Below are 13,864 nucleotides of genomic sequence, written 5' to 3' on the forward strand. Positions count from 1 at the left end.
GAGCCTCATGGGATGGCGAGCGCGGCCGCCTGCAAATCGGCGAGCTGCGGATCTGTAAGCGAAAGTATCGTTTGGACGATCGTCCAAATCTCGCCGCCGACCGGCCAATAGCCCTCGGCGTAGAGGATGGCGCTGTCCGCATCGGATGCGGCGGCGATAGCCGCCTGGACGGTGACGAGATCGCCCATGGCCGCGAGCGCCTGCAGCGCCTGGCCGCGGCGGATCAGCGTCGTCGCCATGCGCGTCGGCGAGAGTTGCGCCGCCTCCACTTGCAGGGCTACGAGCTGCTCGCCCGTAAAGCTCCCGAGCGCCGCGCCCAAAGTGGAGAAGACATAGGCCCAGACGGCGCTCGACGGCGGCCAGAAAGGGTCCGAATAGACGATGTTGAACGGGTCGGCCTCATCGGGGCTCACCGCATCGGCGACCGCGGAGAGCCAATTGATCGCGCCCGTGTCATGGCCGCGCAGCGCGAATAAAGCGCCGGCGCGCGAGGTGGTGTTTTGGGGCAGCAGGCTGGCGATATCGGAGAGCTTCGCCATCGCGACGCCGCCGGTCGTCACGCCATCATGCAGCCTTATGCGGTTGTTGGTCGTGTCGACAGTGATCTCGCCTTCGCCGCCGACATAGGCGTCATTTTGCGTGGCGGTGCCCCGGCGATGCTTGACGCGCGCGCTCACTCGATCGCTCCCCAGTCTGCAGTCTGGCCGACGGCGCTCGTGATGGCGCCGTAATCGTCGAAGATGTCCGCCGCCTCGTCTATATCGCCATAGTCGCGCTCGACCTGATCATTGAGCGCGACGATATGCTCGACGATCGCCGTCCAATCGGAGGCGAGCGGCGAGACGCCGGCGCCGATGGCGCGCACGCGGATTTGCACCTGATCGAGATCGTCGAAATCGAGCAGCACATTTCCCGGCGACGTGATGACGCTCGCCCAATCGCTCCAATCGCTCGCGCCGAGCAGGCGGTGCTGCACTTCGACGCGGGCCGTCTTGGCGCCGGCGACGGTGATGGTGAGCGGGACGAAGAGCTGCCAGGGCGGCTCGTCGCCGGCCTCGAGGCCGGAGCGCAGGAGGCCGATCGCCGGAAGGCCGGGCGCCGTCGACGGCGCGCTGATCTCGGCGCCGATGCGGCCGTTCCATGGCGGCGGGACTTCCGCCGCCAGCGCCGTGAAGATCTCCGGCGCATAGGGGATGAAGGTCACGCGCGCGCCGAGGCTGTCCGTTCCCTCGGCCGAATGCAGCAGCACGCGCTCCGAGACATATTCGGCCTCGCCGAAAAAGATCAGATCGCCGGGCGCCGGCATGGTCCCCGAGCCGGTGACGATCACCGCATCCTGATCGCCGGGCACAGTCATCACACTGCGCAGGATGCTCTGGTCTTCCGCGCCCTCGACGCTCGCGAGCTGGCGAATGCGAATGGCGTAGGACTTGCCGGCCTCCATCTCGACGCGATCGTCGAGCACCACGGCCGCGCCATTCACCGCCTTGACGCGCAGCGATTGGTTCGACGCATGCAGCAGCGGATAATTGACATGGCAGAGATCGCCGCGCGCCGCCATCAGCGCCTCGCCGTCCTGCATCATGGTGATGGAGTCGGGGCGATAGATCGCCTCATATTGCTTCTTGCGCGCCTCCAGCCAGATATTGTCCGGATGGGTGACGCCGGGTAGCTCTATGCTCTCGATGTTCTGCGGCTCGCCGACGAAGCCGGGCCAAGGCACGATGCGCTTAGCCGCTTTGTAATCATTGGTCGAGTCGAGGAAATCGACGCCGAAAGCGTCGGGCTGGATCACATAGGGCCGCTCGAACGAAAACTCCGAGGCGTTGCGGGCGGACACATGGTGATAGACGATCTCCTGCGGGCGATCGATGAAGCCGGTCCATTTCGCGCCATCGTCGCGCGAGAGCGCGCGGCCGGCGGCGCAGATGTCGTCATACATCTCCTGTTCTGTCTGCTCGAAGTCGTGGACGCGATCATAGGTGAGGCCGTTCGCGGCGCAGAACGGGTGAAACTGCGTCTCGAGCCATTCGAGGTCAATGTCCTCATCCTCCATCGGATAGAGCGCCGAAGAGCGCTGCAGCGCATAGCGATAGAGCGAGGCGGGATTGCGCGTCGCCCGCTTCACCCATTGGCCGCTCTCCGCATCCCAATCCCAGCAGATGCGGCGCACGAGGCCGTTGAGCGTGTCGAGCACGCTGTTGAGCTGATCGGTGCCGCGCACGCGCGCGACGACGAGCGCCATCGGATGGGTGAAGTTGAACGGATATTCGGGGCGGAAGGAGCGGAGCGTCGTCCATGTCGCGGCGGAGACGATCTGATCTTGCGAGCCGGTGGAGTAGTCATCCCAATCGGGCGTCAGGCGCTCGCATTTCACTTGCCAATCGCCGCGCTCCGGATGCGGCCAGCGACGGGACGCCTGGAAGCCCGAGAAGCGCACATCCGGCACGGTCCACACCTCGACCTCGGACCAATCGTCGACGCCAGCCTTTCGCTCGGAGATGCGGAACTGCACGGCGAAGGGCTTGGCATAGGTCGTCGACTTGCCGCCGGAGACATCCGTCCGCATGTGGAAGAGACCATTCGTGAAGGTGACGACGATCTCGCTCTCTGCGACGTCGGAGGCGGTGGAGCGCGTCGCGGCGCCGAACTGGTCGGAATAGGACTTCTTCAGGCTGATGTTGAAATCTTCCTGCGCCACTTGCTGCGGATAGAGCGTGATCGGCTCGTCATCCGCATAGCCCTCGCGGATCTCGAGCTCGACCTCGGCATATTTGGAGATCGGCGTGTCGCCGATGCGCAATTGATCCTCGGGGATCTCCAAAGGGCCATAGCCGAAGAGGAAGGCGCAGATCAGATAGGTCTGGCCGTTGACTACCTCCGTATAGGGCAGCGCCGCATAGGGCGGCGAGAAGCGGATTTCGCCGAGCACATCGGGGAAGAAGCCGCCGAGGTTGTTGGTGTTGCGCCAGCCGGTGGCCGCATAGCTCGGCGATGTGTCGCCGCTCGTGGTCGAGCTGCTGCTGCGCAGCGGCACCAGCGCATTGAGCAGCGCCTGGCTGGCGCCGATGGCGAGGCCCGAGGCGAGCGACGCCGCGGTCGCTTGCGTGAGCCCGAGCGAGGCGCCGAGCGACGAGGAGGCGAGCGCCGGGCCGAGCCAGAATTGCCCGGCGGCGAAGGCCGCGACGGTGACGGCGAGCGAGAGCGCCGTGCGCAATGTGCCGCTATTGCCGGGCAGCACGCGGATCAGCACGATGTCGCCGGCGGGCGGCCGTTCGGTCTCCCATCGCTCGCGCTCGATGATCTCCGCGCCGATAGCGACGCGCACATTGGCGAGCAGGTCAGAGCTGGCGCAGGGCAGAGCCAGCGCGACGATCTCGGCGATCGACGCGCCGGCCGGCGCATCGAGCGTCACATGGCGCGACGGATCGAAGCTCGGCGCCGCGATGATGCGGGCGCCGGCGGGCGCGGGAAGAAGCATGTCGCTCCTATCAGGGGCGGGAGGAGTGGCGCAGGATTTTGGCGAGCGCGAGCGGCACGCGCTCGAGGCGCTGGATCGCCGAGGCGCGGCCAGCGCTCGCATGGAGCACCAGGCCGGGCGCGACGAACAGGCCGATATGTGTCGCGAGGCCGCCCCGGCGAAACAGCAGCCCGTCATATTCGCGCGCTTCGTCGAGCGCGATCTCGCGCCAGGGGCCGGCGGCGAGGCCGCCGTCGATCAGCGCGGCGAGCTCCACCCATTCCTCGGCGGTCGCGTAGGATTCGTCATAGCCGGGCAGATCAATGCCGAGGCGCTCGGCATAGACGAGGCGCGCCAGCCCATAGCAATCGACGCCGTCGCGCGTGCGCCCGCCGGCGCGCCAGGGCAGGCCGATGTAATCGGTCGACCAGTGCGTCATGAGGAGGAGGAGCCGCGCAGGCCGGGGCATTCCTGAACGGTGATGCGGCGGCCGGCGGGGATGTTGTCGGCGCGAAAGCGGCCGATATCGAAGGCGATGGTGGTGTCCGTGCCCGAGGCGCGCGTGAGCCACATGCGCGCGAAGCGTTTCATCACCGCATTCGGGTCAGAGACGAAGACGAGGGCCATGTCGACGCGCGCCGGCGTGAGGAAGGAGCGCGCGAGCGCGACATAGGAGGCGTCGACATTGCCGAATTCGAGCGACGTGCGGCGCGGCGTCTTCGGATTGTCGTCGGGCAGCACCGCCGTCATCTGCACATAGAGATAGGTGATGTCGCCGGAGACCGTGCCATAGCTCGGCGGATCGACCGAGAGGCGGTCGGTCGGATCGGTGGAGAGATAGACAGGGGCGTCGAGATCGGGGTGAGTAATCGTCAGCAAGAGCGCTTGATCCTCGGCCGAGAACGGATCGGTGATGGCGCGGCGGAAGCCCAATGGGACGCGCGGCATTAGGGTAGCACCAGCAGAGTGAAGGTGACGCGCCAGTCATGGGCGCGGCGGGCGTATTGAGGCGTCGCGCCCTGGGCGAAGATCACCAGCCAGTTGCGGCTGGCGGTGAAGACATTGCCGAGGTGATCGATGAGGCGCGCGCCGGCGGCGTCGCAGAATGGCAGGCCGTCATATGACTGAGCCGGGATCAGAAACGGCAGGCGGCAGCCGCGCGTGTCGATCTCCTCGAAGCGCTCGAGCCGCGCCTTGCCGGCGTAATCGAGAATGAGCGCACAAGGGACTTGCTTCGGCGTGCGCGACGAGAGGCCCGCCGTCTTCGGCGGGCCGACCGAGGTCGCCGTGAAGCGGCGGCCGTCCGCCGGCTGCTCGGAATAGCCCTCCCACAACACGCGCTGCGGCAGGTCCGAGGGCCATCTCACCAAAGCCATGAGATCACCAGCGCGGGAGCTTCGGGCGAAGGCCCATTTGCGTGAGCGTGGCGCGGCCCGCCGACGATTGCAGCGCGGAGGTGACCGCCTCCACCACCTGAATATCGGTGCGGCGGCCGCCCTGCGGCGTGCGCGATTCCTTCACCGCGACGGCGGTGTTGGCCGATTGGTGAATGTGAATCTCCGAGGGCGACGCCGCCGCGCCGGAGCCGCCGCGCGCCGCGCCGAAGGCCGACCGCGCCATGGCGCTGGGCATGACCGAGAGCGGCATGTCGCCGGCATAGACCGGCTCCGGCCCATGCTCGCCGACGACGCCCCAGCGGCCGGCGGGGATGGTGCCGCCGGCGGCGAATTTGCCGGAGAAGAGGTTGCTCGCGATGGAGCCGATCGCGCCGATGAGGCCGCCGGTCTCGCCCTTCGCGCCCTGCGTCCCGAACAGGTTCGCGAGCGAACCTTCGCCGAGCAGCGCCGCTTTCAGCGCCGCGGATTCGAGCGATTTGAGCACGCTCTGCAGCGTGTCGTCGAGGCTGGCGCCCCCCTGTATCGCTTTTTCGAAAGCGTCGGCGGCGATATTGCCGAAATATTGCATCTGCTGGCGCGCGGCTTCCTCGGCGCGCGTCGTGTCCTCTATGCGCTGGCGCAGGCCGGCGCGCGCCGCGGCGAGGCGTTCGATATCGGCGATTTCCTTTTCGGTGAGCGGCGTTCCGCGTTCGCGCGCCGCCGCCTCGGCGCGAGCGAGATCGACGGCGCGCTCTTTCTCGGCGTTGCTCTTGCCTTGCGCGTCCGCCTCGGCCTGCAGCACCTCGACGCTCTTGCGCAGCTGCGCGAGATAGGTCTCGACCTGATCGGTTTTTTCGGCCGCCGGCGCGCGCGAGCGGCCGGCGCCGCTGGTTTTCGTGTCGGGCTCCAGCCCCTTCAAAAAGGCGGCGGCGGCCGATCGATTTGTGTCGACCGCGCCTTGCACGTCGGCGTTGCTCGCGCCTGTCGCCTCGGGCCGATAGACGGGGCCATAGACCTGAGTCGACTGGCCGCGCATGCGGTCGAAAACCTTCGCCGCCGGCTCGCCGGCCGCATGCGGCGTGGTCAGCTGATTGATCGCCTCGCCGTCGCGCTTGGCGCGAGCGATGAACTCGACGACCGGGCGCACACGAGCATAGAGCGCTTCGGCCTTTTGCACCGCCGCCGCGATGTTCTCGACGATCCCCACCCAGGCGCCGCGCAGCGCCAGGCCGAGGACGCCCAGCTCCTGCATGACCGGCTTCAGCGAATCGGAGAGATGCGCATAAGCGACGACGAGCTCGGCGTTCAGCTCTTCCGAGCGCTTCACCAGTTCGGCGTCGAAAATCGCTCCCGCGCCTTTCGCCTCTGCGGTCAGCGCCTCCATATCGAGCTTGCCGGCCTTCAAGCCGTCGGCGATTTTCTGCACCGTCTCCGGCGCGCCGAAGAAAGCCTCGCCGAGCTTCAAGGCCTCGACCTCGCGGCCGGCGGCGAGCAGCTCGCGCATGATGCGCAACACCGCGTTCAAACGCGCATCCTGCGTATCGGCGCCGAGATAGGAGGCGAGATCGCCGCGCGAGATTTTGCCCGCGCTCTGCAGCTCGGCGAGCAGCTTGCCGCCCGAGCCGATTTGCACCTGGCCCTTTTCCAGCGTGTCGGCCGACGCCGCGCGCGCCGCGGCGAGCGCGGCGGTCAGATCGTCGACCTCGAGCTTCAGGATCTTGGCTTGCTTGGTCCAGACCTGGAAGAAATCGGAGGAGACGCCGGCCTTGCGCGCGCCGGCGTCGATTTCCTCGAGCTTGGCGACCGCATGCGACGCCGCCGCCAGCGTCGCGGCGCCGAGCGCCGCGACGGCTCCCGTCGCCACGACGGTCGGGGTGAGCAGGCCGCCGATCAAACCGCCGAGGGATTTGATCGCCGCGCCGGCGCCGCCCTGATGCGCGCCGAGAACCGTTCCGATTTGCGAGCCCTGTTGCAACAGGACGGTGAAGGGATTTTGCCCGCCGGCGAGGCTGACGACGACATCCTGGCCCTGCTGCGCCAGATTGATCAATTCATGGCGCGCGAGGCCGGAGGATTTGGCATTGTCGTTCATCGCCGCCGACAACTGGCGATGCTTTTCGCGCGCGAGATCGAGCGAGCGAACGACCGCATCGCTGACGGGCAGTCCCTCTTTGCGTGCGACTGTGACCAGCCCCTCGAAACGCGCGAGCTCCTGAGTGGATTTGTGCAGCGGATCATGCTTGCGCGTCAGCTGCTCGATCTTCGAGCCGAGGCGCGTCGTCGAATCGTCCTGTAGCTTTTGCTGGCGCTGCAGGATCTCTGCGGCGGCCGCCGCCGCGCGCTCTTGGTCCGCGAGGTTCGCGAGGCTCGCGGCGGTTTCGTCGACGCCCTCCTCTTTCAGCACATAGAGCGCTTCGCGCTTCAGATCGCTCATCTCGCCTCCAGGAAAATCAGAATGGCCGGCTGCCGCAGCGGATTGTCGCGGCCTTTGCGCTTGCGCTGCGATGCGGCGGTGGCGCTGCGGGCCGCCCAAGATGTGAGCGCCGGGGCTGGACCGGCCGGCGTCGCATAGGTGAATTTGATGATCGCGGCTTTGCCGTAACGGGCTTTCGCCGCTTGTGCGACCGCCTCATAGACCTTGCCGGGCGAATAGCCCTTTTGTCCGCGCTCGATCTTGCGGGCATAAGGCACGATCGACAGGAACATCACCTCGCGGGCGCCGGCCGCTTCGGTCGGGTCCTTGATCTCGCGGCCATCCGCATAGCAGCGCATGGAGGCGCGATAGGCTCCGGATTTATGAGGGCCGGAATTGCGCAACATGCGCCAGATGAACTCGACCGCGCCATGGCCGAGCCGCCAGCGCGCGACGATCTCGCTCTTGACGGTGATGCGCGAGAAGTCGGCGCCGCTGCGGTCGATCGAAATGTCATACGGCAGGCGAGCGCCGGCGGCGCGGGCGTTCTCGTCGTCTATGCGGGCGACATCCTGCCGCACCATATCGGCGAAGGCGCGGGCGCGGACCTCGGGGCCGAACGCGCCGCCGACGCCGATGACGACGCGCTCGTCACTGATGGGGAATCGGAAGGAGAGCGCCATGGTTTCCTCGGCGTCGAAAGAGCGAGCCTGGAGGCTCGCGGTCCAGAGTCAGGCGAGGCCGGCGGCTTCGAAGGCGGCCAGGGCCTCGAAATACTCGTCATCCGAGGCGACATCGACCTTGGCGCCGCGCGAGCGCGCATAGCCGCGGATCATCGCGTCGAACTCGGCCAGCGTGAGGCGATCGACCTCGCGCGGGCTCAAGCGGAGGGCGCCGCCGACTTCGTAGAAGGGGGAGAGGTCTCCGAGGCGTCGCTCTTCGGCCCCTCCCCTTCGGCGTTTCCCTCGGGCGCTCCCTCTATGCAGGCCGAGAGGATCGACGCGGCGAGGGCGAGGTGGCGGCCCTTCGGCTCCGGATCGATATAGCGCATCACCACCATGGTCGCGTCCGGCTCGCTGGCGCCGCCGCCCATCAGGCCGAGGCGGATGGTCTCGCGGATGTCGTCATTGCGCCACTGCATGGAGACGAGGCGCATGTAGATCGCGCCTATGCCGGCGTTGCAGAGGCGCTCCAATTCGCCGATCTCGCCGAGGCGCAGCTCGAATTTGCGGCGGCGGCCGGCGAGATCGGCGTGAATGCAGGTTTGCGGCATGATGGCCTCAGGCGTTGGCGGTGACGGTCGGATAGCCCTGGCCGCGCAGGCTCAGATCGAAGGTGACGAGGCCGCGATCGGAGGACCCCTCCGACCAATCGGTGACGATGAAGGCGCTTTGCTCGACATCGCCGCCGCTGGCGCCGGGAAGATCGCGCATGAGCTGGAGATTAATCGGCTGGCCGGAACGATAAGCGGCGATGACGCGCCGATAGCAGGCCTTGGCGGGGTCGCATTTGCCGCTGGCGGTCAAATCCCAGGTGAGGCCCTTCACGGCGCTGGAGCGCGCGGCGAGCGCGGTGGGGTCGTTGCAATCCGGCACCCAGGCGTCCTCGACCTCGGCGCCATGCTTGGAGCTGACGGTGGTGGCGACGCAGAGGAAGGTGAAGGCTTCCGACACCGCGCCGTCGCCGACGAGGAGATAGAATTTCTGCCCCGGCAAGGGGTTCACGAGGCTGACGGTCATGTTCGGTCCTTTCGGGTCACGGATTGGCGTCGGAGAGCAGCGTTTGCAGGAGGACGGTGACTTCCTTCGGCGCCGCCAGCGCCGGCGTGTCGCCGCCGGCCGTGCAGCGCAGCGGCGTCGCCGCATGGCCGCCGGCGAGGGTGAGCTCGGCGAGATCGAGCGCCGGCACGATGGCGTCATGCAGGCGCCAGATGTCGGCGCGCCCGAAACCCGTCGAGACCGCGTGAATGGCGAGCGAGACGTCATAGGAGCGGTGGCAGCCGATCTCGGCGCGTCGCCATTCGAGCACGCCGAGATAGATGTAAGGCGCGATGGCGTCGCTCGGGTCGCCGCGCGCGTCGCGCGGAATCTCGTCATAGATCTTCGCCTCGACGATCGCGGCAATATCGGCATTGCCCTGCAGCGCCGCGATGATCGCATTGCGCAAGGCTTCGAATGGGCTCATCTCACCCTCCAATCTTGCGGGCCACGTCGATCTTGATCCAGCGGCGCAGCTTGTCGGGGAGCTGGACGCTCTCGATCGACCAATCGGCGCCGGCGAAGGAGATGCGATCGGCGGCGGTGATGGTGCGGTTTTGGGCGCAGTCGTAGACGGTGAGCTGGCCGTGCGCCTGATCTTCGACGAGGCCGGCTTCCGCCGCCTTCATCGCCGACAATTGTGCGAAGGCGGCGCGAGTGGTGAAGGCGTCGGCATAATCGCCGCGCGGGACGCCGCCGGGGTCGCCGGGAATGACCTCGCGGCGGCGGATCGTCACCAGATAGCGCATGCGGCCGGCTTGCATGTTGCTTTAAGCCGAGCGGCCGATGATGCCGAGCTGATAGGTCGCCGCGGCGCCGGAGCTGTTGGCGATGCGGAGAATGTCATTGCTGGCGTTGGTGACGGCGCCGAAGCCGGTCGAATCGGGAGCCCAGAGGACGACGCCGGCGCCGGGACGGAACGGGCCGAGCGTCGGCGTGGTGCCGCCGAGGAAGCCCAAGAACGGATTGGAGCCGCCGCCTACCGTCAGATTGGTGGTATTGCGCGCGGCGCTGTCCAGCTTTGGGGCATTGACGAGGGCGACGGCGATGATCCGCGCAAAGGTGACCGTCTCACCCATGACGCCGGTGAGCACGCCGGAGAGATCGATATCGTCATTGGTCGCCGAGGCCACTTGTCGTTCGAGCATCACGAATTTGTCGACCTGATCGGCGCCGACGCCATTGCCGAACATTTTCAGGACGGCGAGCTGGGCACGATAGATCGGGCCGTCGCCGAAATTGCCGGCGGCGGCCTGGGCGACGGTGAGGGCGAAATCGAGCTTCACGGAGAGGGTCATGGCGTCAGGTCCTTTCGGCGGCGATTGCGGGGTGGCTCTGGATGGATTCGCTGCGCTCGCAATGGCGGGGCGGGCGGAGATCGCCGCCGGCGGCCTTCACCATGCGGCGGGCGCATTCGGCGACGAGGGCGCAGCGATCGGACTCGGCCAGCGCCGCCATGGTCGGCGCGAGGGTGACGAGGCCGGCGGCGGTGTAGGCCGTATAGCGCTCGGCCTTTGCCGCGAGGGCGGGCTCGGGCAGCGGGCGCAGCGCGTCTTGCAGCTCGCGGATGTAGGATTCGGCGGCGAAGAGGGTCATGAGGCCCTCAGTTTCTTGCGCAGCGACATCGCCATTTCCTCGAGCTGGGCGACTTGCGCTTTCAGCCTATCGCGTTCGTTCTCGAGGTCGCGGAGCTGCAGGCCTGTGCGGCGCTTGTGCGCTTCCAGGACCTCGGCGAGATCGGCGGTTTGCTGGCGCGCCGTGGCGATTTCCTCGCGCAGCTCGGCGATTTCCGATTCAGTCGACATCGGGCGTCCTTTAGATGTCGTGGAAGCGATGCGGCGCGATCAGCGCGTCGAAGCCGAGCGGCGTCGCGGTCAAATCCGAGCCGAAGCCGCTCACCGCCTCACGATGCTGATAGAGATGGCCGATCAGCAGCAATGCGGCGTGGCGGAGCGCCGGCTCGACATCACTCGCGGAGTCGCCATAGCCGAGGCGGACGGTGATGCGCCACGCCTCCTCATCGACATCCGCATCGGGCCAGGAAAGATCAGCGGAAAGGCGCAGCCAGGTCGCCGCATCGGAGAGGCTCCGCGTCACGAATTGCTCGCGCGGAATCTCGACATAGGCGCCGCTCTGCATCGCCTCGACCTTCGTGACCGCCTGCAGCGGCGCGCGATCGAGCCGGAAGCCCGCGGACAAGGGCAGCTTGCGCAGCCGCGCCTCGAGGAGATCGGCGCTGCAGATCGGCGCCGGCGCGAGATATTCCCATGTCTGCGTCAGCAGAGGACGGCGCGTGATGTTGCCGCCGATGTCGAGATGATGCGTCGCCAGATCGCACAGCGACGTCAGCAGCGCATCGTCATCGGTAAAATCCTCCGTGTTCGTCTGGCGCTTCGCCTCGGCGAGCGAGACGATGGTGGTGGAGGAGCGCGCGACGAGGCGCCAGACGCCGGACATGGCGATTACGCGCCCGCGCCGGTCGCGCCGCCGGCCTTCTTATCGGCGCCGGGCTTCCCGCCGGCCTTGCCGTCGCCCGCGCCCTTATCCTCTTCCTCGAGGAGGCCGAGCGCACGCGCCGAGTCGACGAGCTCCGGCGGGCAGGCTTCGCCGGCCGGAATGGTGCGCGGATAGATTTCGCCCATGGGCGCGCAATAGAAGTCTTTCGCCAGTTTCATGACCATCGTCCTTTCATGAGCGCGCGGCGCGCGAGGAGCCACGCGCGGAGCTTCGCGATCAGCGATCAGGCGGAGATATTGAGCGCCTTCAGCACATCGGGGTTGAGCAGGCCGCCGCCGACGCGCTTCGTCGTGTAGAACTCGACATAGGGCGGGTTCTTGTAGGGATTGCGCAGCACGCGCACGCCGATCCGGTCGACAATCAGATAGCCCATGTCGAAATCGCCGAAGAGCACGGGCTTGGTCCCGGCCGCGACATTGGGCATGGCCGCCAATTCGGTGATCGGATATTGGCACAGCGTCGGCGGCTGGCCCGCCTGATAGGAGGGTTGCCACAGGTAATTGCCCTGCCCGTCCTTGAGCAGGCGAATCTTGTTCTGTGTGTCACGGTTCATCGCGAAGCGCGCAGCTGACGTATATTGGGACGGCAGCGCATAGATGAGATTGACGATTCCGTCCGACGTCACCTGCGACGCGTGACCGCTGTTGACGGTGAGGATGGCGCCCCAGGGATGCGCCGCCGCATTGGCGCCGCCGGTGATATAGGTGAGCACGCCGTTCGGCTTGTTCGATCCATCGCCCGAAACGAACGCGATTCCTTCCTGATAGGCGAATTCCGTCTCCACCTCGCCGGCGAGCCAGGGCTCGATATCGACCTCGGCGTCATCGAGCAGCTGCTGGGTCGCGGACGGGTTGGCGTAAATTTCGCCGGGCGTGTAGGTGAGCGTCCCGAAAGTCGGCGTCGCCGTCACGGTGCGCGCCGCGGTCTCGTTCACCCAACCCGACGCCGTGCCGCGATTGTTGAACAGCTTGGAAAAGCCGCCCGTCGAGATCGACTGCACGCGGCAGATGGCGCGCATCGGCGAGATATTGACGAGGCGATCGGTGATGGTGCGATCCCATTCGACCGGCGTCAGATAGCCGCCCTCGGACGCCGTGCCCTTGTTGAGCGAGGCCTGCACATCGCCGCGGCGCATATGGGCGAGGAAGGCCTTGGTATATTCGGCGTCGCGCGGGCGGCCCGGCGCGCCGCCGGCGCCGCCGGACGCGAGCGCCGCGATGCGCTGATTGGCTTCGTCGAGCGCACCCTGCAGATCGCCGACCGCCGCATTGATGCGATCGACCTTTTCGGCGCTGACGACATCGGCGAAGCGCTTGTCGATCCCGCGCAGCTGCTCGTCATGCGCCGCGCGAAAGTCGGCGAAGGCCTTGTTCAGCTCGACGAGAATCTTGTTCGGGTCGCCTTCCGCGCGCAGGCGCGTCACGCCGCGATAGGCGAGCGGCGAGGTGTGCATGCTCATGCTTGATCCTTTCAGGCTTTGAGAGTCGCGAGCAGCCGCTCGGCCGCCGCCATATCGAAACCGGTGTGGTCGAAGCCAGCGCGAGGCGTGGCGGGATCGGCAGCGTCGCGCATGCCGGCGTCGCGAAACATCTTGCGCCGCTCGGAACGCGGCACGCCCTGTTTCGCGAGAAGAGCTTCGAGGCGGCGGCGCGACTGCATGCGCGCGCTGGCCCCGCCATCGGAGGCGGCGTCGCCTTCCGGCGCGGCGAAGTCGCCGTCCGAAAAGCCGAGGTCGCGCGCATCCTTGGCATTGATGAAGGTTTCGGCGTCCATCATCGCCGCGATCTTGTCGCCCGTCTGTCCCGAGCGCGCGGCGTAGATTTCCGCCATCGCCGAGTCGAAGGGCTCGAACATGTCGGCGCCGGCGCGCATGTCGTGGCGATTGCCGACGACGACGCCCCAGGCGTTGTGAATCATCAGGAACGAGCCCTGGCCCATCAGGATTTGATCGCCGGCCATGGCGATCAGCGAAGCGGCGCTGGCGGCGAGGCCCATCACCTTCACCGTCACTTCGGCCTTGTGGTCCTTGAGCATGTTGAAGATGGCGAGGCCTTCGAACATGTCGCCGCCCGGCGAATTGATGGAGACGGTGACGGGCTTCTCGCCGATCGCGCGCAGCGCCCCCGACATGCGCTTCGCCGTAAAGCCGCCGCCGGTCCAGTAATCCTCGCCGATCACATCATAGATCGTGATCGTCTGATCGGATTCGGCCGCGGCCTGGGGCGCGACCATGGGCGCGGCGGCCCAGAGCTCCAGCGCCGAGGACGGGGCGTCCCACTGATAAGAATCGGGACGCTCGAAGGCTTTGACCGCGGGGAGCTGGCGGAGCGACATGCGAAAG

Annotated in this window: 19 protein-coding genes; all 19 read right to left on the bottom strand. The window is 67.1% G+C overall.

From position 1 onward, the window contains the following. Nucleotides 1-5: 5 nt before the first annotated feature. The 19 genes from CQW49_RS07360 to CQW49_RS07445 all read right to left on the bottom strand — a co-directional run bounded on the left by CQW49_RS07360 (nucleotide 6) and on the right by CQW49_RS07445 (nucleotide 13,857). A complete protein-coding gene (locus CQW49_RS07360) occupies nucleotides 6-677 on the bottom strand; it encodes a hyaluronate lyase N-terminal domain-containing protein (RefSeq protein WP_003612653.1) in 672 nt (223 codons plus the stop codon). Continuing rightward, the gene (gene gpJ, locus CQW49_RS07365) at nucleotides 674-3,481 is read right to left on the bottom strand and encodes a TipJ family phage tail tip protein (RefSeq protein ID WP_003612652.1); all 2,808 of its coding nucleotides are present in this window, start codon (nucleotides 3,479-3,481) and stop codon (nucleotides 674-676) included. The genes CQW49_RS07360 and gpJ overlap by 4 nt, the downstream gene beginning before the upstream one ends. Nucleotides 3,482-3,491: 10 nt before the next feature. Beyond that, nucleotides 3,492-3,899 carry an NlpC/P60 family protein gene (locus CQW49_RS07370; RefSeq protein ID WP_003612651.1) on the bottom strand — a complete coding sequence of 136 codons (408 nt, stop codon included), beginning with the start codon at nucleotides 3,897-3,899 and terminating at the stop codon, nucleotides 3,492-3,494. Next, a complete protein-coding gene (locus CQW49_RS07375; RefSeq protein WP_003612650.1) occupies nucleotides 3,896-4,408 on the bottom strand; it encodes a hypothetical protein in 513 nt (170 codons plus the stop codon). Before CQW49_RS07375 ends, CQW49_RS07370 begins: the two co-directional genes overlap by 4 nt. Continuing rightward, nucleotides 4,408-4,836: a hypothetical protein gene (locus tag CQW49_RS07380; protein WP_003612649.1), complete on the bottom strand. Its 429-nt coding sequence runs from the start codon at nucleotides 4,834-4,836 to the stop codon at nucleotides 4,408-4,410. Before CQW49_RS07380 ends, CQW49_RS07375 begins: the two co-directional genes overlap by 1 nt. Nucleotides 4,837-4,840: 4 nt before the next feature. Then, a complete protein-coding gene (locus CQW49_RS07385; RefSeq protein WP_003612648.1) occupies nucleotides 4,841-7,270 on the bottom strand; it encodes a phage tail length tape measure family protein in 2,430 nt (809 codons plus the stop codon). Next, complete coding sequence (locus CQW49_RS07390) at nucleotides 7,267-7,932, bottom strand: hypothetical protein (protein WP_003612646.1); 666 nt, start codon at nucleotides 7,930-7,932, stop codon at nucleotides 7,267-7,269. The genes CQW49_RS07385 and CQW49_RS07390 overlap by 4 nt, the downstream gene beginning before the upstream one ends. 48 nt (nucleotides 7,933-7,980) lie before the next feature. Next, entirely contained in the window at nucleotides 7,981-8,133 is a 153-nt protein-coding gene (locus tag CQW49_RS24445; RefSeq protein WP_003612645.1) for a hypothetical protein, read from the bottom strand. Then, entirely contained in the window at nucleotides 8,130-8,522 is a 393-nt protein-coding gene (locus tag CQW49_RS07395) for a gene transfer agent family protein (protein ID WP_003612644.1), read from the bottom strand. The genes CQW49_RS24445 and CQW49_RS07395 overlap by 4 nt, the downstream gene beginning before the upstream one ends. A 7-nt stretch (nucleotides 8,523-8,529) precedes the next feature. Then, nucleotides 8,530-8,988, bottom strand: a complete 459-nt coding sequence (locus tag CQW49_RS07400; protein WP_003612643.1) for a phage tail tube protein — start codon at nucleotides 8,986-8,988, stop codon at nucleotides 8,530-8,532. Between the two features lie 16 nt (nucleotides 8,989-9,004). Next, complete coding sequence (locus CQW49_RS07405) at nucleotides 9,005-9,433, bottom strand: DUF3168 domain-containing protein (protein WP_003612642.1); 429 nt, start codon at nucleotides 9,431-9,433, stop codon at nucleotides 9,005-9,007. 1 nt (nucleotide 9,434) lies between these two features. Further along, the gene (locus CQW49_RS07410) at nucleotides 9,435-9,770 is read right to left on the bottom strand and encodes a head-tail adaptor protein (protein ID WP_003612641.1); all 336 of its coding nucleotides are present in this window, start codon (nucleotides 9,768-9,770) and stop codon (nucleotides 9,435-9,437) included. A 6-nt stretch (nucleotides 9,771-9,776) separates the two neighbouring features. Next, nucleotides 9,777-10,304 carry a hypothetical protein gene (locus CQW49_RS07415; protein ID WP_003612639.1) on the bottom strand — a complete coding sequence of 176 codons (528 nt, stop codon included), beginning with the start codon at nucleotides 10,302-10,304 and terminating at the stop codon, nucleotides 9,777-9,779. A 4-nt stretch (nucleotides 10,305-10,308) separates the two neighbouring features. Further along, entirely contained in the window at nucleotides 10,309-10,602 is a 294-nt protein-coding gene (locus tag CQW49_RS07420) for a hypothetical protein (protein WP_003612637.1), read from the bottom strand. Next, a complete protein-coding gene (locus tag CQW49_RS07425; protein WP_003612634.1) occupies nucleotides 10,599-10,811 on the bottom strand; it encodes a hypothetical protein in 213 nt (70 codons plus the stop codon). The genes CQW49_RS07420 and CQW49_RS07425 overlap by 4 nt, the downstream gene beginning before the upstream one ends. 10 nt (nucleotides 10,812-10,821) lie before the next feature. Next, nucleotides 10,822-11,463, bottom strand: coding sequence for a head-tail connector protein (locus CQW49_RS07430; protein WP_003612633.1), 642 nt, complete (start codon nucleotides 11,461-11,463; stop codon nucleotides 10,822-10,824). A gap of 5 nt (nucleotides 11,464-11,468) precedes the next feature. Next, nucleotides 11,469-11,681 (bottom strand): hypothetical protein, encoded by a 213-nt coding sequence (locus tag CQW49_RS07435; protein WP_003612632.1) that lies wholly within the window; start codon nucleotides 11,679-11,681, stop codon nucleotides 11,469-11,471. 65 nt (nucleotides 11,682-11,746) lie between these two features. Beyond that, complete coding sequence (locus CQW49_RS07440) at nucleotides 11,747-12,982, bottom strand: phage major capsid protein (RefSeq protein WP_003612631.1); 1,236 nt, start codon at nucleotides 12,980-12,982, stop codon at nucleotides 11,747-11,749. A gap of 11 nt (nucleotides 12,983-12,993) precedes the next feature. Further along, on the bottom strand, nucleotides 12,994-13,857 hold the full coding sequence (locus tag CQW49_RS07445; RefSeq protein WP_003612630.1) for a head maturation protease, ClpP-related: 864 nt from the start codon (nucleotides 13,855-13,857) through the stop codon (nucleotides 12,994-12,996). Nucleotides 13,858-13,864: the final 7 nt, after the last annotated feature.

The sequence above is a fragment of the Methylosinus trichosporium OB3b genome, from assembly GCF_002752655.1.
Classification (GTDB): domain Bacteria; phylum Pseudomonadota; class Alphaproteobacteria; order Rhizobiales; family Beijerinckiaceae; genus Methylosinus; species Methylosinus trichosporium.

Bases quoted from the DNA above. Each gene is read 5' to 3' on its own strand.
- CQW49_RS07425 (WP_003612634.1), bottom strand. From the start codon at position 10,811: ATGTCGACTGAATCGGAAATCGCCGAGCTGCGCGAGGAAATCGCCACG.
- CQW49_RS07370 (WP_003612651.1), bottom strand. From the start codon at position 3,899: ATGACGCACTGGTCGACCGATTACATCGGCCTGCCCTGGCGCGCCGGC.
- CQW49_RS07430 (WP_003612633.1), bottom strand. From the start codon at position 11,463: ATGTCCGGCGTCTGGCGCCTCGTCGCGCGCTCCTCCACCACCATCGTC.
- CQW49_RS07380 (WP_003612649.1), bottom strand. From the start codon at position 4,836: ATGGCTTTGGTGAGATGGCCCTCGGACCTGCCGCAGCGCGTGTTGTGG.
- CQW49_RS07375 (WP_003612650.1), bottom strand. From the start codon at position 4,408: ATGCCGCGCGTCCCATTGGGCTTCCGCCGCGCCATCACCGATCCGTTC.
- CQW49_RS07390 (WP_003612646.1), bottom strand. From the start codon at position 7,932: ATGGCGCTCTCCTTCCGATTCCCCATCAGTGACGAGCGCGTCGTCATC.
- CQW49_RS07400 (WP_003612643.1), bottom strand. From the start codon at position 8,988: ATGACCGTCAGCCTCGTGAACCCCTTGCCGGGGCAGAAATTCTATCTC.
- gpJ (WP_003612652.1), bottom strand. From the start codon at position 3,481: ATGCTTCTTCCCGCGCCCGCCGGCGCCCGCATCATCGCGGCGCCGAGC.
- CQW49_RS07395 (WP_003612644.1), bottom strand. From the start codon at position 8,522: ATGCCGCAAACCTGCATTCACGCCGATCTCGCCGGCCGCCGCCGCAAA.
- CQW49_RS07435 (WP_003612632.1), bottom strand. From the start codon at position 11,681: ATGAAACTGGCGAAAGACTTCTATTGCGCGCCCATGGGCGAAATCTAT.
- CQW49_RS07440 (WP_003612631.1), bottom strand. From the start codon at position 12,982: ATGAGCATGCACACCTCGCCGCTCGCCTATCGCGGCGTGACGCGCCTG.
- CQW49_RS07420 (WP_003612637.1), bottom strand. From the start codon at position 10,602: ATGACCCTCTTCGCCGCCGAATCCTACATCCGCGAGCTGCAAGACGCG.
- CQW49_RS07415 (WP_003612639.1), bottom strand. From the start codon at position 10,304: ATGACCCTCTCCGTGAAGCTCGATTTCGCCCTCACCGTCGCCCAGGCC.
- CQW49_RS07405 (WP_003612642.1), bottom strand. From the start codon at position 9,433: ATGAGCCCATTCGAAGCCTTGCGCAATGCGATCATCGCGGCGCTGCAG.
- CQW49_RS07410 (WP_003612641.1), bottom strand. From the start codon at position 9,770: ATGCAAGCCGGCCGCATGCGCTATCTGGTGACGATCCGCCGCCGCGAG.
- CQW49_RS07385 (WP_003612648.1), bottom strand. From the start codon at position 7,270: ATGAGCGATCTGAAGCGCGAAGCGCTCTATGTGCTGAAAGAGGAGGGC.
- CQW49_RS07445 (WP_003612630.1), bottom strand. From the start codon at position 13,857: ATGTCGCTCCGCCAGCTCCCCGCGGTCAAAGCCTTCGAGCGTCCCGAT.